The sequence below is a fragment of the Lactobacillus sp. ESL0680 genome (assembly GCF_029392855.1).
GTDB lineage: Bacteria > Bacillota > Bacilli > Lactobacillales > Lactobacillaceae > Lactobacillus.
This window is the reverse complement of the sequence record NZ_CP113945.1, coordinates 1,432,043-1,450,970: the sequence shown is the minus strand read 5'-3', so window position 1 is coordinate 1,450,970 and position 18,928 is coordinate 1,432,043. Positions and strand designations below refer to the sequence as shown.

Below are 18,928 nucleotides of genomic sequence, written 5' to 3'. Positions count from 1 at the left end.
TCTCCATTTTAAAATAATTATTTTGTTAGCCTAATTTTAGGCAAAAAAAGTGTAAAAAAAAAGAGCAGTGAGATAAGATCACTGCTTTTTAAGCAAAAAATATTTTTATTTTGCTTTTTCGTCATTTTCTTGGTCGTCTTCTTTAGCCTTAGCGATTTTTTCAACTTTAACGTCATTATCAGCTAAAGATTGAATTTCCTTAACCTTACGCTTTGGGGCTGCTTTTAGATTTTTGAAGTTGACAACAAGCTTGTTGTTTAAGTCACCGATGGCGGTTCTATCGGCTTCATCGAAGTCAATAATTTTTAACATAGCAGAATTTTCGTAGGTTTTTTCTACTTTACCGATAAATGGCTTGGTAAGTTCTTCCTCTGATTTTGCGCTGACAATGTCACCTAATTTTACATCTGCTTTTTTCAAAATGCTTCTTCCTCTCTCTCCCACGTTTCATTATAATAGAAAGATATTATTATAAAAGTCAATTGTTTTCAAGTAAAGGGAGTCTAGATTTTGCGAAAATTAATATTAATTGCTGGTCCCAGTGGTGCAGGTAAGACAACGATTTCGGAATATTTGACGAAGGAATTCAGGATTCCACGGGTGGTGACGCATACGACAAGACCAAAACGGCCGGGTGAAAAGCAGCATCAAGCCTATCATTTTGAAGATGATGCGTCTTTTAGTAAATTACACTTTTTTGAACATGTACGGTATGGCTCATATCAATATGGTTCAAGTAAGGAGGCACTGGAAGCTACTTGGCAGCACAATGACTTGGTGTCGTTGATTGTGGATATTCAGGGAGCTAGTTCGTATCTTGAGCAGTTAAAGCAGCAGGTTTACTTTTTGTACGTGACAACCAGCAGCAAGCAGGAGTTAGAAGAACGGTTGGTTAAGCGCGGGGATGATCCAGCCAAGATTCAGGAGCGAATGAGCGGCGATGAGTTAAATCAGCTGCCGGACAAGCTTGCGGCAAGTGCGCATATTCTGGTTAATGATGATTGGTCTAAAACCAAAAAATTGCTAAAGGCAATTGTTACAAGCCTTTAATTGAACTAAATTTTCTCTTTTTAACCGCTTGAAAACAGGTCATAATTGAATTCTCATGATTTTGTAGCTTGTTTGACATAAACGTGTAACATTTGATGGGTAATATATAAACTGACGGTTGGAAGAACCATTAAACTATTAAAATCAAAAAATTGTAAGTTGGAAGAAGAGAGAGAATTTTGAAACACAAACATAGTTTAATTAAGTTAATTACAGTTATATCATTATTCTTTGTTGGCAGTAGTACTGCCGTTTCTGCGGTTGCTAGTTCAAGTGAAGTTGTTAGTGCTAGCGCAGTTACTAAAAAGCGTAATGCCGTTGCCAAGCTTGCCAAAAAGCAAGTAGGTAAGAGCTATGTTTATGGTGCCACAGGTCCTTATTCTTTTGACTGTTCTGGCTTAGTTCAATATGTCTTTCGCAAGGCTGGTAATACGACATTGCCAAGAACCACTTACTCACAAGTTACAGTTGGTAAGAGCGTATCTTTAAATAACCTCAAGAAGGGTGACTTGCTTTTCTGGGGTTCTGTTGATGCACCTTACCATGTGGGAATTTGTGTGGGCAACAACAAGTTCGTTCACGCCGCAACTCCAGATCAAGGTGTTAAGGAACAAACAATTAGTACTTACTTCTATCCATCAGCAGCTAAACGTATTCTTAATTAAGTTGACGCTGCAAAATCTTTTTTAACAATTACAATTAAATTTAACTGAGCCTTTTCGGAAAATATTATTTCTGAAAAGGCTTTTTTACACACTAGTATCTATTTTGTAATATTTATGTAACATAACACGAGTAAAATTTACAATGTAATGATAGAAGTGTAACAATGATGGTTGGCTTGTAACAACCATCTGGTGTAATTGGGAGAATTTGATTTTGAAAATTAAGAGTAATATAGCTAAATTTACTACAGCTGCAGCTCTTGCCGTTACTGGTATTGCGACTGTCAATGCTGTTAATGCAAATTCTACAACTTCCAGTGTTGAAGCTGCGACTGAGAAGGTCAAGGTTAATTATGTTCCGGGATATGGTGTTAATATCTGGAGCAGTTACAAAAATCCTAGTTTCACGGGTCAAAAAGTTCAACACGGAACGGTTGTTAATGTCCTTAAGACTAAGAATGATGCTAAGGGCAATACTTGGTATAAAATCGGCCCTGGCCAATGGATTGAATCGCAATATACAGTTAAGGCTGATTCACCTGTTAAACGTGAACACGTTGCAGCTACAACTAATAAACAAGCCAAAGAAATTGTAAAATTAGCTAAGTCAGAAGTTGGTAAGGCTTATGTCTGGGGCGGCAATGATCCGAGCGGTTTTGATTGCTCTGGGTTAGTACAGTATGTTTATAATCAAGCTGCTGGTAAGGACGTTACGCGAACAACTTATACTCAAGTTAAGCAAGGTCGAACGGTTTCAATGCAAGATTTGAAGCCAGGTGATTTACTCTTCTGGGGTTCTGCAGATGCGCCATACCATGTAGGAATTTATATTGGTAATGGCGAGTTTGTTCATGCGGCAACACCATCACAAGGAGTTATTAAAGCAACTCTTAGTTCATACTTCTATCCATCAGTTGCTAAACGGGTTCTTAACTAAGTAACCCAAATAAATTAAGACATTTAGAACAATTTTCTAAGTGTCTTTTTTCTTTATTAAAAGACATGACTTGATTAAAAATTTCAGGCGACTAAAATAAGGTTATTAAGTAAAATTATAATCACTTTTCGCTACCAAAAAAGGAGAGTCAATGTTAATGAAACGTAATTTTTTAAAGATGGGTTTAGCGGCGGCCTTAACCCTAACAGGCATTGCTACTGTTGCTCCACAAAAGGCAGTTAATGCAGCAACGCTAAAAGAACCAATTAAGCGCGTACAGATTAATTATTTACCTGGAAAAAGCATTAAAATTTGGACAAATTATGATGGCGGTCGGCCGATTGATTTTAGTGCTAAAAATGAAAGTAAGTGGAACGTTGCTGCTACAGCCGTCGATAAAAAAGGTAAATTATGGTATAAAGTTGGCGTTGATGAATGGATTGAAGCCCGTTATACAACGGAAGTAACGGATGATGATGCGGCTGCTAAACCGCAAGAGCAGACTTCGGCGGCAAAAAAGCCTAAGAAAGCAAAACCAGCAAAAACGCAGGCACCAACTACGACTAAGCCCAAGCCGGCAGCTAAGGATAAGCCAGCTGCCAATAATACTAGTAATAATGTAACCACAGTTGCTAATACGGTAGTGAGTGGTAATGTTAGTCAAAAAGCCAAGTCTGTCGTTAATTTGGCTGAAAGCCAGGTTGGTAAAGGTTATGCCTGGGGCGGCAATGGTCCTGACAATTTTGATTGTTCTGGATTAGTTCAGTATGTCTATAACCAAGCCGGCGGTGTTAATTTGCCGCGAGTGACGACAGATCAGGTCAAAGTTGGTACGACAGTTGATATGAGTCAATTGCAGCCGGGTGATTTACTTTTTTGGGGTTCGACGGACGCACCATATCACGTGGCGATTTATGTTGGTAACAATCAATATGTTAGTGCCGCAACACCTGAGCAAGGGGTAGTTTTACAGACACTTAGTTCATACTTCTATCCGTCAGTTGCTAAACGAGTTTTACAATAAAATGATTAATAAAAGCAGTTAGTTGATGTTAAGTCAACTAACTGCTTTTTGCTTGTAATTATTTAAATAAGATATTTTTGAAATTGTGTCTGCTTTTCTGGTGCCAGACGAACGGTAACATGAACGCCGTCAGCTTGATATTGCTCGTCCATCACTTGGGCATGTTCGTGCAAGTAGGCTAGTGCCTTGCCATCGGTTAACGGCAATAATAGTTCAAGCTGCTCGTAATTGGCGAAAATTCGTTTGGTAATCAATTGCGCCAACATTTTGATTGAAGCTGGATCCGTCGCTGAATATAGAATGTCGCTGCCTTCGATTTGCGGATAATTACGGTCGGTCTTGTCAGCCTTGTTATAAGCGGTAATCATTGGAATATCTTTGATACCGATTTCAGCTAGTACATTCTGGGTAGTGCGGATCATCTGAATCATGTTAGGGTCAGCGGCGTCAACGACATTAATTAGTAGGTCAGCATCTTTTGCTTCCTGCAAAGTCGCTTTGAACGATTCCACCAGATTGTGGGGCAACTTGGAAATAAAACCAACAGTATCAGATAAGATGAAGCTAAAATTATTCCCCAGTTCAATTCGGCGAACACTGGTATCCAGCGTGGCAAACAGCATATTTTTAACAAACACCTGCTTGTCGCTATTTTCGTTGGTGAATTCTTGGAGTAAACCGTTCATTGTGGTTGACTTACCAGCATTGGTGTAGCCTACTAGGGCAACTTTAGGAATGTGGTTTTGGTTGCGGCGTTTAGCTTTGATTTCTTCCTGGCTGGTAATTGCCTTTAATTCTTTTTTAATTGCCGAAATTTGCTTGCCAATGGTTCGGCGGTTCATTTCTAGTTTGGATTCACCGGCACCACGGTTGGCAAACCCACCGCCGGTTGAACCACCATTACCACGCTGTTGGTCAAGATTATTTTCAGAAGGATGCAATCTAGGCAGTTCATATTGCAGTCTGGCTAGTTGCACTTGTAATTTAGCTTGCTTTGAGCGGGCGCGACTGGCAAAAATTTCTAGAATTAATTCGGTGCGGTCAATTACCCGTAATTTGCTTAATTTTTCTAAATTACGAATTTGGACTGGGGACAGTTCATCATTGATAATCAGTACTTTGGCTTTTAGTCCGTGGGCTAGGTCCTTAATTTCATTGATTTTGCCAAGACCAAAGTATGTCCCAGCAACAACTTGGACGGCATTTTGGTGTGATTGACCAACGACTTCCATATTATTAGCCATGGTTAAGTTGGCCAGCTCAGTCATGTAATAATCAAAGTTAGGGTCGTTTAAGTTGACGCCGGCAATGTAGGCTTTGATTTTTTGAGGTGTGTTATCGATCATTTGCGTTCTTTCTAATGTAATCATTTTAATGGTAGGTAGTTAGCTTAATTGTAGTACAAAAGTGGCTTTCTGCGAAAGAAGTTAATTTAGACTTTACTGGTCAGATTTGTTTTGGTCAATTGCTTGCACTAAAAATAATTGGCTAGTGTGACTTATAGATTTAGATACTTCATGTTTCAATTATTAAGAAAGCGATTACTTAGAAAGGAGAAATAATGTTAGAACAACTGAAAAAAGAAGTTTATGAAGCTAACATGCAACTGCCTAAGCTGGATTTGGTTACTTTTACTTGGGGCAATGTGTCTGGGATTGATCGTGACAGCGGCTTGTTTGTTATCAAACCTTCAGGTGTGGAATATGAACAACTGAAACCCGATGATATAGTGATAGTTAATCTTAAAGGCGAGGTAGTTGAAGGTACGCTGAACCCATCGAGTGATACGCCGACGCATACTGTCTTGTACAATGCCTTTCCTAAGATTGGCGGTATTGTCCATACCCATTCACCTTGGGCTGTAGCCTTTGCAGCGGCCAAAATGGATATTCCTGCAATGAATACAACTCATGCTGATACCTTTTATAATGCAATTCCGGCAGCTAATGCTTTAACTAAGGCTGAAATTGAGGAAGATTATGAAGGTAATACTGGCAAGTCTATTGTGCGGACATTCAAAGAACGCGGTTTAGATTATGAGGCGACTCCAGGAGCATTGGTCAGTCAACATGGTCCATTCTGCTGGGGTGAAACGCCCAAAAAGGCGGTATATAACGCTAAGGTGTTAGAAGTAGTGGCTGAGGAAGATTATCACACTTTGCAACTAACAAGGGCTAATAGTGAATTACCACAATACTTACTGGATAAGCACTATTATCGCAAGCATGGTAAGAATGCCTATTATGGTCAAAATAATGCACAGTCACAGACACATGCAAAACATTCATAGTTTTGCTAGTCAATTAGTTGCACTAAGATTAGTTACTTTGCGTTACTTATAAAGCGCTTTTATAAATGATTAAATATTTGGTATAAGAGGATGAATAGGAGGTGAATAAATGGAATTACTAAGTCCAAAGTTGGTTTTTGCACAAGTTGAGGCTAATTCAGCTGATGAAGTTATTCACTATTTGGCAACGCAACTTAAAGATAACGGTAAGGTTAAAGATACTTTTGAACAAGCTGTAAAAGCACGTGAACAAATTCATCCAACTGGACTACCTAGTGGAAAAATTGCGGTGGCAATTCCACATACCGATGTGCAGTATGTTAATGAGGCTGCAATAACTTTTGCAACATTAGCTCATCCGGTTGAGTTTCACAATATGGCTGTAACCGACCAGCTTTTAGAAGTTCAAATTGTTGTTATGTTGGCTTTGAAGGATCCACATAGTCAAGTGGAAATGTTACAAAAATTAATGGCTTTATTTCAAAATCAGGAGTTATTGGCTCAGTTAGAAAAAATTACTGATAACAAGAAGCTCTATGATGCAGTAAGTGAATGCATTTAAAAAGTATTATTTGGGAGGAATTATTTATGAAACCGATTATTGATTTCATCATGTATATTGTTGGATTAGGACCAACTGTGTTAATTCCAATTATTATGCTAATCTTTGGCCTTTGCGTGCGTGTCCCCTTTACTAAGGCATTGCGTGGTGGCTTAATGGTTGGAATTGGCTTTATTGGGTTAAATGCGACTGTTTCAATTTTAACTGATGTGATGAATCCAGCTATTAAAAATATGATTCAGGTTATGCACTTGAATTTGCAAGTTATTGATGTTGGTTGGCCGTCAGCTTCCGCAATTGCTTATGGTACTGCAGTTGGTGTAAGTATGATTCCACTAGGCATTGCGATTAATATTTTAATGTTAATAACAAAGACTACGTCAACAATTGATGTTGATATTTGGGATTTTTGGCACTTTGCCTTTAGTGGCTCATTGGTTTATGCCCTAACTAAAGATATTGTCTTGAGTCTATTTTTGGCTAGTGTCAATATGATTGTGATTATGGTAACTGCTGATAGAACAGCGCCATTGTCTGAAAAATACTTGGGATTACCGGGAATTTCAATTCCTCATGGCTATGCAGGTTCATTTGTTCCAATTGCCATTGTCTTTAACTGGATTATTGATAAAATTCCAGGTATTAATAAAATTCATATGGATGCTAAGGATTTCAATAAGAAATTTGGTTCATGGGGTGAACCAACGTTGTTGGGATTTGCCATTGGGATTATTATTGGTATTTTAGCTTATGGCTTTATTCCAGGTATGACGATTGCAACTAAATTGGGTAAGATTATGTTAATGGGTGTTACTTTATCAGCTGTGATGATTATTACTCCTAAGATGGCAGCACTACTTTTACAAGGAGTTGTCCCTGTTTCAAATGCCATTCAAGCATTTACACAGAAGAAATTTTCTGGTAAGAGAAAAATTTACATTGGTATGGACACAGCTGTTGGTATTGGTAGTCCTGTAGTATTGGCTTGTGCTACCTTGATGATACCAGTAGCTTTACTGTTTGCTTTTATTTTACCGGGTAATCAGTTCTTACCAACCATTGGTTTGGTCGGCTTTGTCTTCATGTTTCCATTAATTGTTTCAATAACACATGGCGATTTCTTTAGATCATTTATTATTGGTGCAGTAAACGTCGTTATTGGCTTATGGATTGGTACGAATTTGGCACCATTAGTTACTAAATGTGCTAGAGCTGCTCACTTTGCATTACCAAAAGGCTCATCTATGATTTCAAGTATTGACTATGGCTCTAATCCGTATCCTTGGTTAATTGTTCAAGTAGCACCATTTAAGATTGCTGCTTATGTAATTGGGATTATCTTAATCGTTGGCTTATGCTGGTGGAATAGAAAGAAAATTGTTGCAGAAGAAAATCAATTAGCAGCAAATAAAGACAAAAAATAAGTTTTAATTTAAAGGAGAAAATATTATGAAAAAGATTTTGGTTGCTTGTGGTGCAGGAGTAGTTACTAGTACTAGTGCAATGAACAAGTTGCAAGAGGAACTAAGTAATCATGGAATTGATAGCGATAAGTATACTTTAGGTCAATCTTCAGTTGCTCAAGTAGAATCACTTGCAAATGATTATGACTTAGTAATTACAACAACACAATATGATAATGATGCAATTAAAATTCCAGTAATCAATGGCTTGCCACTATTAACTAATATTGGTGTTGATGCAGTAATTGACGAAATTATTGATAAGTTGGATCTTAATTAAGCCTATAAAAATATTTTAGGTAAAGGGGAGTTCGCTACAATTGAAGGGTGATTAGCGTGACGAAAAATGGTTCTGTTAAATTAATAAATGCTAATAAATTATTAGAGTATTTGGCAAAAGCACCTGATTTTATTAGTTTAAAAGAAATAATGGAAACTTTTAATATTTCGCGTAGAACAGCTTTTAATTGGTTAAGCTCGATCAATCAAGAATTGCAGAAAAATAATTTAGCAGAAATTATTAATATCCCACGCTACGGTTATAAAATGCCAGATCAAACCAAAAAGGTAATAGAAAGGCATAGTAATAGATTGCAAGTTATATCCAAATCGACAAGAACAGTTGTTAATGCACCTGACCGACAAACAATTATTGTTCTTTATTTAATTGGTAGTGGCAAAAATGTTTCAATCAATGAGTTAGCTGATCGATTTGCTTGTTCACGTAATACTATTATCAAGGATTTCAAAATAATTAAGTCACGCTTTCCCTTGTTAGAAATTACTAGTTCGCGAACTGGTCATCGAATTGCTAGTAATGAAACTGCTATCAGGTTGACTATCTATGAATTATTGCTTCATCACAATAAGTTGGCATTTACTTTCATTAAAAAGCTGAATTATCCAATTGCGGCAACAAGAAAGTTGGTTGTTCAAGCACAACAAAAATTGCGGATGAGTTTTTCTGAAAATTCTATTCAACAATTAACTTACTGGTTAATGTTTAGTAAATGGCGAATTATGCACCACCACTGTCTGCAGAATAATGATGACTATTCATGGATTGCTGACAATACTAAAGGTGTGTTAGGTACATGTTCTAAATTACTTTTAAAACTAACTAATCAGAACTGCTTAAATGGCGAAGTTACTTTCCTTAGTAAAATAATGCTCTGCTCACAGGCGACTGAAGTTACCTGTGTGAAACCAAGTTTATATCATGATCTTGCTAATATAGCTCAAGAAATAATTTTTCGCTATGAGCAGTTAACAGAACAGCAGATTTCATATAAGTTGTTTACTAAAGTTTTATGTAATCATCTTTATGCGACCTTTTTTAGGGTTAAGTTTGGCATACCGTTTTATTCAAATGAAGTTGATGAAATTAAACGGCAATATCCGGAGCTGGTTAAGTTTACTGCAATTGCTTGTGCACCGCTTGAACAATATTTGCAAAAGAAATTACCGACTGAAGAAGTGGCATTAATTTGTTTATATTTTGGTTCGATTAATAGTAAGGGCTATCAAGATTTTTCAAATGGTGATAAACTTAAGCGCGCCTCTTTGGCTGAAGTATTGGTTGTATGTTCTAGCGGTATCGGAACTTCAGCTATGCTCTATCATGAGCTTAGTCGTTTGTATCCGTTAATTAAATTTTCACCCCCACTTGAAATTCATGATCTAGAACAAATTTTTACCAATACTTATCAAGCAAGGTTGATTGTCAGTACAGCACCGCTTAAAGAAGCGACTTATCCGATACCGATTGTTAATGTCAAAGCAGTTTTGACTAAGCACGATCAGAGTATTATTGAAAGTTTTTTACGTGAGAAGGTTCCTCGTAAGATTGAGCATAATGCAAGTGCAGTTGATAGTTTAGTATCAATTATTAATGAATATGCAGAAGTTAAGGATGAAAATGGTTTAAGACTGAGTCTAGATAAATTTATTTTTCCTGATAATAATAAAAGTAATAGAAGAGATTTGCCTAATTTGGGCAGTTTGCTACCGGCAAAACGAATAAAATTTATTCATAATAGGAGTAATTTATCTTGGCAGCAAGTTTTACAAGTTGGTTGTGATTTACTTGAACAAGACGCTTTGGTTGATAATTTATATTTCAAAAAGATTAGTGACCTGATTAATAAGTATGGTCCCTATATGTTAATTAGTAGCAATATTTTTTTAGCTCATGCTGCCCCAAGTAGTAGCAACAAAGCTGTAGGCTTATCCTTAATTTTATTAGATCAACCACTGATAATTCAGGCTCATGGTCAAAAAGCTACTGTAATTTGTATGTTTGTTTTGTCTCCTGGATTGCAGCGAGAACATGAACGAGCACTAGAACAATTGGTTGATATTATCAGAAATGAAAAAAATGTAGACAAATTATTGAATGCTAAGACTTCACAGGAAGTAAGAAAGTTCTTGCTGTCATTTAGCTAATATTTAAAGAATGCGTATGCTTTAAAGTATACGTATTTTTTGTTTACTTGCTGTAAAATATATTCAATATTTAAAATAGAGGAATTACAAATGAAACTATTATTGACTGGCGACAGTATCGTGGCGCGCAAAGAAGGATTGAAAGAGCCGCGATTAAACGCAACACTAAAAAAGTTACACCAGAATCTTAAACTTAATAATACGGCGGTTTCTGGAATTAATTCCGGAGCATTTTATGCCATGTTGAGTGAATTGGTATTAAGGCAAAAACGCTGGGATAAATTAATAATTTTGCTGGAAACCAATGATTTAGCCCAACACAAGCAAGTGCCACTTGAGCAATTCGAGCAGAATATGAATTTGATTGTTTCAAGCGTATTGTGTCAGTATTATCCGCAAAATACGATTTTGGTTACACCTCCGGCAGTAGATGAAACTAAGCAAATTCACCGGAACAATCAATTAATTGGGGACTATGCTGCAGTTATAAAAAATGTGGCACAGCGATATCGTTGTCAGTTTATTAATTTGTATCAGGCAATGATTGAACAGGGCAACTTATCAGAATTATGTCGTGGTGAGTTAAATGATGGCTTGCATTTTGGGCAGCAGGGATATTCGCTTTTAGGAAATTTAATTGTTAAACAGATAGAGTAGATAGGTAACAAGATGGCTAATCAATTAGGGCAGGCACTGAAGACGGCGCGGCAAACGAAAAAGATGACGCAAAAAGAAACAGCAGAAAATATTTGCGCGCAGTCAATGCTGTCGGCAATTGAAAATGGTAAGTATGTTCCCAATGCCAAGCTGTTAATTGAGCTTTGTCAGCGATTGGGAATAGAACTAAATACAATTAGCTTGGCAAGTAATTTTGCGATTAGTAGCCAGCCCTCACTTAACACAAAATTGGACAAGTTGTGCAATCTGCATGATTATGAGCAACTTCGCGCTTTTCTTTTAAAAAAGGCGACAATTAATCAACTGCAAACGGCAGCAGAAGAACAAGCTTATTACTACTATCTGGCAATAACTGATTTTCAAATCGATCATAATTTAATTGCAGCGAAGCAAAATCTCAAGCTTGCCTTAGCTTGTAATGAAACGGGGTCTTTAACTTCGGTATTAATGCGGCTAACGTTAATTTCATTAAGTCTGGTTAATTTGGAACAAGGTCAAAAGAAAGAGTCGGAGCAACTACTAGCTAAGGCCTTGGCCGACATTAATCAAATTAATTATTCTGAAAATCTTAACGTGCTGTTTTATCTGGCGGCTTTAATTAATTATCAAGCTGGTAAAATTCGCGCGGCAGTAGATTGGTTAGATCGAGGAGTTACATATATTACCGAACATAATTCACATTACATGTTGGCTAACTGCTACTTTTTACTTGCTAAAATTGCACAGAAAACTGGTCAAGAAGATCAGGCATTAGAAAATGAACACAAGAGTCGCTTTTTAAGTGAATTATTTACTGAAAAAATCTTTGATCAGATTTAATATCAGTATTCTGATTATCTTTAAATTTTCTTTTTTCATAAACTAGGACTATAAATTCAAGGAGGTTCTAAATATGGAACAGAAAATTTTTACAAATGTCAGATTAGTTAATCAAAATCAGGAACAGGTACAACGGTTTTTATTACAACCACAGTCAATATTGAAGTGGGTACCAGAAATTAGAATTACGGAGCAATCAAGTGACCAATTTGTGATTGAGCGGACAACTGAAGCCCCTAATAAACGCGAGCAAATAAAGATAATTAGCGATAATGATCAGGTGACTTATGTTAGTACCCAAGGTAAAATTGCATATCAAGTTGAATTTCAACTTAGTAAACAGAGTGGCAAGACACTAATTAAAGAAAGCCTTTATTTAGCCGATCAAGCTGCAGGTAAATTACCATTAAAATTATTAAAGCCAATAGCTAAGCATGCATTTAATCTTAACTTAAATAATCTTGCTCAAGTTTTAGAAGCACAAAGTTAAATGATCAACAAGCAGTTATTCATTGTTGAGTAACTGCTATTTATTTTTTACTTGGCAAGGACTAAATAAAGTGTATAATTTATCTTCATAAGGTACCTAACTAAATTGAAAGTAGTTGAAAGGACTTGGAATAATGACACAGAATTTAAGTTACCAGACTGATGCCAAAGTGCAAAAAAATCGCTGGTGGATTTTGGTGGCAGTGGGTTTGTTTACCTTTATGTCAACCTTGGATGGGACAATCGTTAATATTGCGCTGCCCGTGATTAGTAATGACTTGCGGATTTCGATGAGCCAATCAGAATGGGTAGTTTCGCTTTATTTAATTGTTGTCTGTAGTTTTATTCTTTTCTTCGGCAAGTTGAGTGACTTGCAAGGTAAAATTAAAATTTTTCGGTTAGGAGCAATTTTCTTTATTGCCGGTTCGCTGTTATCTGGTTTTAAAGTTAATTTGCTGTTTTTGCTGATTGCAAGGGCAATTCAAGCCTTCGGCGCAGCAATGACGATGGCGACCAACAACGGCATTATCACGGAAATCTTTCCGCATACTGAACGTGGGAAGGCCCTTGGGACAATTGGGTCCTTCGTAGCCTTAGGATCGATTGCGGGACCAGGTCTTGGCGGGTTGATTTTATCGCATTTGTCATGGTCATATATCTTTTGGCTGAATGTTCCCGTTGGTCTTGTTGCGGCAATTATTGGCGCCATCTTTTTACCTAAGGACATTACTTTCACTAAGGCACCACTTGATAAAACTGGTTCATTTGCGTTTGCGCTAGGTATGGTCAGCCTATTTGGCGGGATTTTTCTTGGTCAGCAGCTTGGCTTCACGGCAGCAGCAGTTTTATTAATGCTGGCGATTGGCTTACTCAGTTTTTGCTGGTTTGTTTATACAGAAAATCATGCGACTAATCCCTTATTGCGGTTTAGTTTGTTTAAAAATCCTGACTTCTCAGTCAGCCTGCTATGTGCATTATTGATTTTTATTACCAACTTTTTCTTTAATGTTGTGACCCCATTTTATTTGGAAAATGCGCGGCACTTATCGCCTAGTCAAGCTGGCTATATTTTGATGATTTTGCCGCTGGTACAATTATTTGCGGCACCGGTTGCGGGGTCAATTTCTGATAAAATTAGTCCCAAATTGATTACTTTTATTGGGCTGTTGTTACTGCTTGTAAGTCAAATTGGTTATTATCTGTGTAATTTAACTTCACCGCTTTGGCTCTTTATCGTCAGTATCGCCATTATGGGACTGGGCAGCGGTATTTTTAGTTCACCGAATAATTCGCTAGTCATGAGTTCGGTTGAGCAAAAAGACTTGGGTGTTGCCGGCAGTATCAATTCACTTTCCCGTAATTTGGGGATGGTAATTGGTATTTCTAGTGCGACAACTGTTCTGTTTGCGGCAATGAGTGCCAAAAAGGGTGTGCGGGTAACGGAATATTTACCTAAGCAGCCAGAAATTTTTATTTATGGGATGCACATTGTCTTCTTAATTTCGATTATCATTTGTTTGATAACAGTTATTTTAAGTGGCTGGCGTCTATTTAAAAAAGATTAGTATTAATTAGTCGACAAAAAAGAACTTGAAGCATTTTAACTGCTTCAAGTTCTTTTTGCTTTGGGATTTAATCTTGGAAGCCAATCATTAGACCGCCGTTTTCAATATAAAAACCGCAAAGTCCCTTAACTGGACGAATCAATATCTTGGTTTGGGGATATTTGGCAATAATCTTTTCCTTGAGCGAGGTAGCGTCCTTTAGGTTGTGGAAGTGGTCAATAATCACTTCACCGCCATGAAACCCGCGTTCTTCCATGCGGCTGATAACGTCTTTGAGTGCTCGCTTCATGCCGCGGATTTTATCGAGTGGCTCAAGTTTGCCTTCAGTACTTGCTTGGGCAACAATGTTAATCTTTAACATCTGGGCGACTTTGGCTACTGCTGGACTAATGCGGCCATTTAATGACAAATTGTGCAAGGACTGCAGAACGGCCAACAAGTGTGTATGAGTTTGCCAATGGGCGATTTTTTGTTCAAAATCAACAAACCGGACATGATTCTTAATCAAGCGCTGAATTTCGTGCAAGGTCAGTGACAATTCTGGGCCAGCAGACTTGGAATCAACAACGATTATGCGACTTTCAGGGTGATTTTCTTCGTAAATCTTTTTTGCTTGGTAAGCCGATGAGTAACTGCCGCTTAGTCCACTGGTTACCGTCAGCATAATCGCATGGGTGCTGCCTGCTAGTGCCCTAAGCCAATCATCAATACTTGGGCAGGCCGTTTTACCAGCCTCAGTGTTGGCTGCCATGCTAGTGCTTAACTCGTTTAAGTCTAGCGTCTCATCATCAACAAAGTTTTGCTGGTTGATAGTGATTGTTAGGGGAACGATTTCAATGTTTTCTTGTTTATTTGATAGTTCGTTAGAACTAGAATCGATAATTATTTTTATTTTATCCATATTAGTATTCCTTATTAAAATAATACTGTTAAATTTACTTTAGCAAAATAGTACTACCTTTCATTTTCAAAAGCTATATTTTTAATTAAATTTATAGTTTTTAGTAAAGGTTTAATTTATTTGTAGATTATCAGGCATAATTGGTTCTATTTGATATAATTATTAAGTGTCATTCTCAATGAAGACTTAAATAAACGATAATTTTAATTTGCAAGTACCCACGAAAATGGCAAATTTGCCGAGTGGAACTTGCTGGCTGAGAATTACGGGTGAAATATATGGTTAACTTTGAACAAGAACTGGCAAGCTTGAAGCATGCGGTTGACTTTCAACTATATTTACATAGTTCATGGGGTCTAGAATATGAAGTAAATACAGACCAAATGTGGGCAACGGCTAGTTTGATTAAATTGGCGATTGCTGCTTATGGGCAGCAATTATTTCTTAAGCAGCCTAATCTTTTAGAAGAAAAAGTCACGCTGCAGTCAGAAGATATTGTTCCGGGTGGGACTTTAAATTTAGTCTCGCCAAGGGTATATACTATCAAGGATTTATTGCAGTTAATGTTAATTCAGTCGGACAATACGGCGACCAATGCACTGCTGACGACGTGGGGCATGGATAAGATTAATGCTTGGCTTAAGAAAAATTATCCCAATGTTTTATTGCAGCGCCGACTAATGACGCCGCCGACAAATGGCGAAAATTTGGCTAATGCTAAAAGTTTGGGGCAATTACTTCATGCGGCGTTTAAATATGACGATGAATACGCTCAGACCGTGCAGATAAGTATGCAGAACCAAATGTTTTATGACCGGCTGGTTTGGCCAGTGGCAATGGGTGAATATAGTCAAATTAAGTCTTACAATAAGACGGGGGACCTAATTAATTATCAGCATGATGCCGCACGGTTAGAATTAGGCGATTCATGGATTGAGTGTGTTGCCATGACTAAATTTACGCCCAATGAAAAGTCCCACGCTGTGCAATTTTTACAGAATGTTGGTCGGGTGCTTTGCCAAATGCTGACAGAACAAAATCCAATCTAAGTTAATTTACATAATCAAAAAGACAGATTTCTAAGGAGATCTGTCTTTTTTGGGCTAAAAATAAGTTTGATTGCACGGATAATTTTACATTTTTGCAAAATTTTCGTGCAATTTTTTTCAAAAAATTTCGTGGGCACATTTAGCGATTTTTTGAAAGCAGTTCATTTGTGATGAAGACTATACGTTAATCGCTTTTTTGAAAATGAAAATAACAGCGCTTTTACTGGCTGTAGGGCTAAGAGCAATGAGCAGTAAAATTGACGCTCATAAATCCGCGTGTTTATAATTGCTCCCTGTTGTGCTTATTAGTTTTTAAAATATTTAGTTAATCATGAAAGGAATTTTCATATGGGACAAGGTACACACTCATCTGTGCACAAAACTTGGCGCGATAACAGATGGCTGATTGGCCTGTCTGTTGTTATCGCTGGAATTGCTGTTGCCACAGCGCAAAATAAAGTTTCGCCGGTAATGAATATGATCATTACGCAATTCCACACCAGTGCGTCTGTTGCTGGCTGGATTAGTTCAAGTTTCTCATTGATCGCTGTCTTGCTGTCAATGACTGCTGCTAATCTTGCTGACTCAATCGGAATTCGCAAAGTCGGTATCTTCGCTTTGATTATTACGATTGTCGGCGGCGTGCTTGGCATGTTTTCAACCAATATCTGGTTCATGCTCTTAACACGAGTTATTGAAGGAACCGGTGTTGGTATCGTTGCTGTTATTGGGCCGGTCTTAATTACCCAATGGTTCAATTCGAAAAACGGATTGAGTATCATTATGGCAATTTGGACATCATGGATGACGATTTCACAAGTAATCATCTTCTTCACGGCGTCACCAATTACCAGCAGCTTTTCATGGCAAGGGATGTGGGGCTTAGCAATTGCCTTCTTAATCGTTGGCTTTGTTGCTTTCTTGCTGTTCGTTCATCAACCACAAGAAATTGTGGAGGAACACGACGGCCGCAAAGATAACCGTTCAACTGCCCGCAAGGTGCTTGATTCAATTAACATCAAGACACAATTTAAGGCAATTAAGGCTGCAGGTAAGTCATCTGCATTCATCGGTATTGCGGCATTCTTCTTTGCTTTATGCTCATTTACGTTTGTTTCTTGGATCCAATCAGTTTGGGTTCAAAATGTACCGGGACTTTCTCGCGGTCAAATCAACACAATGCTTAGCAGCATGTACTTCTTGGAGATTTTCTTCACGATTCTTGCTGGGGTTGTTTTGGACAAGATTAAATCAGAAAACGGTAAGAAGATTTTTGGGATAAGCTGTGCTGTTTTATACGGAATTATCGGTTTAGTAGCCTTTAACTTCATCCACACAACAGCTTTAGCTTGGGCCATTATCATCATTTTCCCAATTTTTGACGGTTCAATTCCGACAACAATTTATTCGCTTGCACCAATGTCTGTTAAGAAGGCACCATTATCAGCTAATGCGATCGGTATTATGAATATCGGTCTTAACGCTGGTACCTTCTTTGCAGCGCCGCTTGCCGGTTCAATTATGAACATGGGTTCAAACATGGTCGGCATTATGTTTATTGTTTCGGCAATTTTAGTTGCTATAGCATTCGGCTTTGTAACGTTGTACGAAGGTAAATAAGCTTATTATTTTTTAAGAAAGGAAGTTAACGATGTTAACGACAAATTACGCATTACCTGGTTATTTAAATTTGGTCTTTATGCAAGCTGGCGCTCGGACTCCTGTTTCTGGTTATGTTTCAGAAGCTTCAATGAACGAATGGCTTCGCTTTAAGACTGATAGTCAAAAGGCAGAAGTTAAGGAATACTTAGCAAGCAAATCTGCTACTGAAATTGCTGAAATGCAAATTCAAGACAATTTGGACCAATTATTTGAGTACATGGACAGAGCCACAATCTCATACGCTGGTTACCAAATGTTAATCACTCCTGAAACTTACACTCACGGTTTTAGTCCAGTTGCTCATGATTACCCATTGCACGAAAACGATAAATTCATGAAGCAATTGCAAGATAAATGTGCTACTTTGGGCGTTTGGCTTGTTGTTGGTGCTTACTACCAATTCGAAGGTGACGACGAAGCAAGAAACGTTGCCATTACTATCAACGATGAGGGTAAAGTAGTTAACATTTACGCTAAAGCTCACCCATGGAACCCAGCTGAACCAACTCACCCAGGAATGGGCGAAGGCTTAATGCCATTTGACGGCCCAGAAGGTTCAAAGATTTCCACAATCATTTGTGCTGATGGTGACTACCACGAAATGTGGGATCTTCCACGGCAAAATGGTGCCAACTTGGTAATTCGGATCTCTGCTTACATGGATCCATACCAAGAAGGAACCATGATTACTAACCATGAAGCTGCTTACCACAACAACTTCTACGTTGCTTACACTAATTTAGCTGGTCGTGATGATGGCTACCAATGGTTCGGTCACTCTGGTCTTTACGCACCAGGTGGAGAATTATTGCAACATTCAGATTCCAAGGACGCTGAAATGTTCATGGCAACTTTTAACCCACGTGAAGCTAGCTACTTACAAAACTCATCAATGATGGGTGACTTAGGTTACTTGAATGATCACCGTGGTGGTGCTAATCCAAATGCTGGTGACCATGATTACATTGGTTTCAAAGGCTTAGATAGCAGAAAGGACTAATACAATGGCAGAATACGTTGTCGCACAATACGATTCACATTACTTTGCACAAAGTTACCGCGAAATGCTTGAAAACAGCAAGCGCGGCATGATTAACTTCTTCCCAATTACCAAGGATGAATTAGTCAAGGAAGCTGCAGACTATGATTTACGGCTTGGTAACTACAAGTCAGTTAAATTAGGTCAAGTTATCAGCGAATTTGATGGTCAAGATTACCCATCAGCAACTGCTTTAACTCAAGCTTATGTTCGTTGGACAGGCCTTGGTAAGACCAACTTTGACTTAGAAGCAAAATAATAAATTTCTCTTATATATACACAATTTTCCT

Annotated in this window: 20 protein-coding genes; 17 read left to right on the top strand and 3 right to left on the bottom strand. The window is 37.8% G+C overall.

Translation table 11 applies throughout. From position 1 onward, the window contains the following. Nucleotides 1-105: 105 nt before the first annotated feature. The gene (locus OZX58_RS07020) at nt 106-420 is read right to left on the bottom strand and encodes a DUF2187 domain-containing protein (RefSeq protein WP_277130443.1); all 315 of its coding nucleotides are present in this window, start codon (nt 418-420) and stop codon (nt 106-108) included. 90 nt (nt 421-510) lie between these two features. On the opposite strand from OZX58_RS07020, the gene OZX58_RS07015 reads away from it, so the two are divergent. The 4 genes from OZX58_RS07015 (at nt 511) to OZX58_RS07000 (ending at nt 3,676) form a co-directional block, all read left to right on the top strand. Continuing rightward, entirely contained in the window at nt 511-1,050 is a 540-nt protein-coding gene (locus tag OZX58_RS07015; RefSeq protein ID WP_277140797.1) for an AAA family ATPase, read from the top strand. Nucleotides 1,051-1,229: 179 nt separating this feature from the next. Beyond that, nucleotides 1,230-1,715 (top strand): C40 family peptidase, encoded by a 486-nt coding sequence (locus tag OZX58_RS07010; RefSeq protein WP_277130445.1) that lies wholly within the window; start codon nt 1,230-1,232, stop codon nt 1,713-1,715. Nucleotides 1,716-1,929: 214 nt separating this feature from the next. Beyond that, the gene (locus OZX58_RS07005) at nt 1,930-2,652 is read left to right on the top strand and encodes a C40 family peptidase (protein ID WP_277130446.1); all 723 of its coding nucleotides are present in this window, start codon (nt 1,930-1,932) and stop codon (nt 2,650-2,652) included. 157 nt (nt 2,653-2,809) lie between these two features. Next, nucleotides 2,810-3,676 (top strand): C40 family peptidase, encoded by an 867-nt coding sequence (locus tag OZX58_RS07000; protein ID WP_277140796.1) that lies wholly within the window; start codon nt 2,810-2,812, stop codon nt 3,674-3,676. A gap of 62 nt (nt 3,677-3,738) precedes the next feature. Here OZX58_RS07000 and hflX read toward each other — a convergent pair whose 3' ends face one another. Further along, nucleotides 3,739-5,022, bottom strand: coding sequence for a GTPase HflX (gene hflX / locus OZX58_RS06995; RefSeq protein ID WP_277140795.1), 1,284 nt, complete (start codon nt 5,020-5,022; stop codon nt 3,739-3,741). A 215-nt stretch (nt 5,023-5,237) separates the two neighbouring features. Between hflX and OZX58_RS06990 the strand changes: the two genes are divergently transcribed. The 9 genes from OZX58_RS06990 (at nt 5,238) to OZX58_RS06950 (ending at nt 13,987) form a co-directional block, all read left to right on the top strand. Beyond that, nucleotides 5,238-5,966 (top strand): L-ribulose-5-phosphate 4-epimerase, encoded by a 729-nt coding sequence (locus OZX58_RS06990; RefSeq protein ID WP_277140793.1) that lies wholly within the window; start codon nt 5,238-5,240, stop codon nt 5,964-5,966. A 109-nt stretch (nt 5,967-6,075) separates the two neighbouring features. Then, nucleotides 6,076-6,528: a PTS sugar transporter subunit IIA gene (locus tag OZX58_RS06985; protein ID WP_277140791.1), complete on the top strand. Its 453-nt coding sequence runs from the start codon at nt 6,076-6,078 to the stop codon at nt 6,526-6,528. A gap of 26 nt (nt 6,529-6,554) precedes the next feature. Beyond that, nucleotides 6,555-7,952 carry a PTS transporter subunit IIC gene (locus tag OZX58_RS06980; protein WP_277140789.1) on the top strand — a complete coding sequence of 466 codons (1,398 nt, stop codon included), beginning with the start codon at nt 6,555-6,557 and terminating at the stop codon, nt 7,950-7,952. A gap of 25 nt (nt 7,953-7,977) precedes the next feature. Beyond that, the gene (locus tag OZX58_RS06975; protein WP_277140788.1) at nt 7,978-8,271 is read left to right on the top strand and encodes a PTS sugar transporter subunit IIB; all 294 of its coding nucleotides are present in this window, start codon (nt 7,978-7,980) and stop codon (nt 8,269-8,271) included. A 149-nt stretch (nt 8,272-8,420) separates the two neighbouring features. Further along, on the top strand, nt 8,421-10,436 hold the full coding sequence (locus OZX58_RS06970; RefSeq protein ID WP_277140786.1) for a PTS sugar transporter subunit IIA: 2,016 nt from the start codon (nt 8,421-8,423) through the stop codon (nt 10,434-10,436). 90 nt (nt 10,437-10,526) lie between these two features. Beyond that, nucleotides 10,527-11,093, top strand: a complete 567-nt coding sequence (locus OZX58_RS06965; protein ID WP_277140785.1) for a GDSL-type esterase/lipase family protein — start codon at nt 10,527-10,529, stop codon at nt 11,091-11,093. Nucleotides 11,094-11,105: 12 nt separating this feature from the next. Beyond that, the gene (locus OZX58_RS06960; protein WP_277140784.1) at nt 11,106-11,933 is read left to right on the top strand and encodes a helix-turn-helix transcriptional regulator; all 828 of its coding nucleotides are present in this window, start codon (nt 11,106-11,108) and stop codon (nt 11,931-11,933) included. 73 nt (nt 11,934-12,006) lie between these two features. Next, nucleotides 12,007-12,423: an SRPBCC family protein gene (locus OZX58_RS06955; RefSeq protein ID WP_277140783.1), complete on the top strand. Its 417-nt coding sequence runs from the start codon at nt 12,007-12,009 to the stop codon at nt 12,421-12,423. A gap of 133 nt (nt 12,424-12,556) precedes the next feature. Further along, nucleotides 12,557-13,987, top strand: a complete 1,431-nt coding sequence (locus OZX58_RS06950) for an MFS transporter (protein WP_277140782.1) — start codon at nt 12,557-12,559, stop codon at nt 13,985-13,987. Nucleotides 13,988-14,054: 67 nt separating this feature from the next. On the opposite strand, the gene OZX58_RS06945 is transcribed toward OZX58_RS06950, so the two are convergent. After that, nucleotides 14,055-14,888, bottom strand: a complete 834-nt coding sequence (locus tag OZX58_RS06945) for a DegV family protein (RefSeq protein ID WP_277130450.1) — start codon at nt 14,886-14,888, stop codon at nt 14,055-14,057. 278 nt (nt 14,889-15,166) lie between these two features. Here OZX58_RS06945 and OZX58_RS06940 point away from each other — a divergent pair, with 278 nt between their 5' ends. The 4 genes from OZX58_RS06940 (at nt 15,167) to OZX58_RS06925 (ending at nt 18,897) form a co-directional block, all read left to right on the top strand. Then, nucleotides 15,167-15,937, top strand: coding sequence for a serine hydrolase (locus OZX58_RS06940; RefSeq protein WP_277140781.1), 771 nt, complete (start codon nt 15,167-15,169; stop codon nt 15,935-15,937). Between the two features lie 348 nt (nt 15,938-16,285). Next, nucleotides 16,286-17,557: an MFS transporter gene (locus tag OZX58_RS06935; protein WP_277140779.1), complete on the top strand. Its 1,272-nt coding sequence runs from the start codon at nt 16,286-16,288 to the stop codon at nt 17,555-17,557. 31 nt (nt 17,558-17,588) lie between these two features. Next, nucleotides 17,589-18,599 (top strand): nitrilase-related carbon-nitrogen hydrolase, encoded by a 1,011-nt coding sequence (locus OZX58_RS06930; RefSeq protein WP_277130453.1) that lies wholly within the window; start codon nt 17,589-17,591, stop codon nt 18,597-18,599. Nucleotides 18,600-18,603: 4 nt separating this feature from the next. After that, complete coding sequence (locus tag OZX58_RS06925) at nt 18,604-18,897, top strand: hypothetical protein (RefSeq protein WP_277130454.1); 294 nt, start codon at nt 18,604-18,606, stop codon at nt 18,895-18,897. Nucleotides 18,898-18,928: the final 31 nt, after the last annotated feature.

Coding starts and splice junctions, on each gene's coding strand:
- OZX58_RS07000 (WP_277140796.1), top strand. CDS start 2,810: ATGAAACGTAATTTTTTAAAGATGGGTTTAGCGGCGGCCTTAACCCTA.
- hflX (WP_277140795.1), bottom strand. CDS start 5,022: ATGATCGATAACACACCTCAAAAAATCAAAGCCTACATTGCCGGCGTC.
- OZX58_RS06990 (WP_277140793.1), top strand. CDS start 5,238: ATGTTAGAACAACTGAAAAAAGAAGTTTATGAAGCTAACATGCAACTG.
- OZX58_RS06985 (WP_277140791.1), top strand. CDS start 6,076: ATGGAATTACTAAGTCCAAAGTTGGTTTTTGCACAAGTTGAGGCTAAT.
- OZX58_RS06980 (WP_277140789.1), top strand. CDS start 6,555: ATGAAACCGATTATTGATTTCATCATGTATATTGTTGGATTAGGACCA.
- OZX58_RS06975 (WP_277140788.1), top strand. CDS start 7,978: ATGAAAAAGATTTTGGTTGCTTGTGGTGCAGGAGTAGTTACTAGTACT.
- OZX58_RS06970 (WP_277140786.1), top strand. CDS start 8,421: ATGGAAACTTTTAATATTTCGCGTAGAACAGCTTTTAATTGGTTAAGC.
- OZX58_RS06965 (WP_277140785.1), top strand. CDS start 10,527: ATGAAACTATTATTGACTGGCGACAGTATCGTGGCGCGCAAAGAAGGA.
- OZX58_RS06960 (WP_277140784.1), top strand. CDS start 11,106: ATGGCTAATCAATTAGGGCAGGCACTGAAGACGGCGCGGCAAACGAAA.
- OZX58_RS06955 (WP_277140783.1), top strand. CDS start 12,007: ATGGAACAGAAAATTTTTACAAATGTCAGATTAGTTAATCAAAATCAG.
- OZX58_RS06950 (WP_277140782.1), top strand. CDS start 12,557: ATGACACAGAATTTAAGTTACCAGACTGATGCCAAAGTGCAAAAAAAT.
- OZX58_RS06945 (WP_277130450.1), bottom strand. CDS start 14,888: ATGGATAAAATAAAAATAATTATCGATTCTAGTTCTAACGAACTATCA.
- OZX58_RS06940 (WP_277140781.1), top strand. CDS start 15,167: ATGGTTAACTTTGAACAAGAACTGGCAAGCTTGAAGCATGCGGTTGAC.
- OZX58_RS06935 (WP_277140779.1), top strand. CDS start 16,286: ATGGGACAAGGTACACACTCATCTGTGCACAAAACTTGGCGCGATAAC.
- OZX58_RS06930 (WP_277130453.1), top strand. CDS start 17,589: ATGTTAACGACAAATTACGCATTACCTGGTTATTTAAATTTGGTCTTT.
- OZX58_RS06925 (WP_277130454.1), top strand. CDS start 18,604: ATGGCAGAATACGTTGTCGCACAATACGATTCACATTACTTTGCACAA.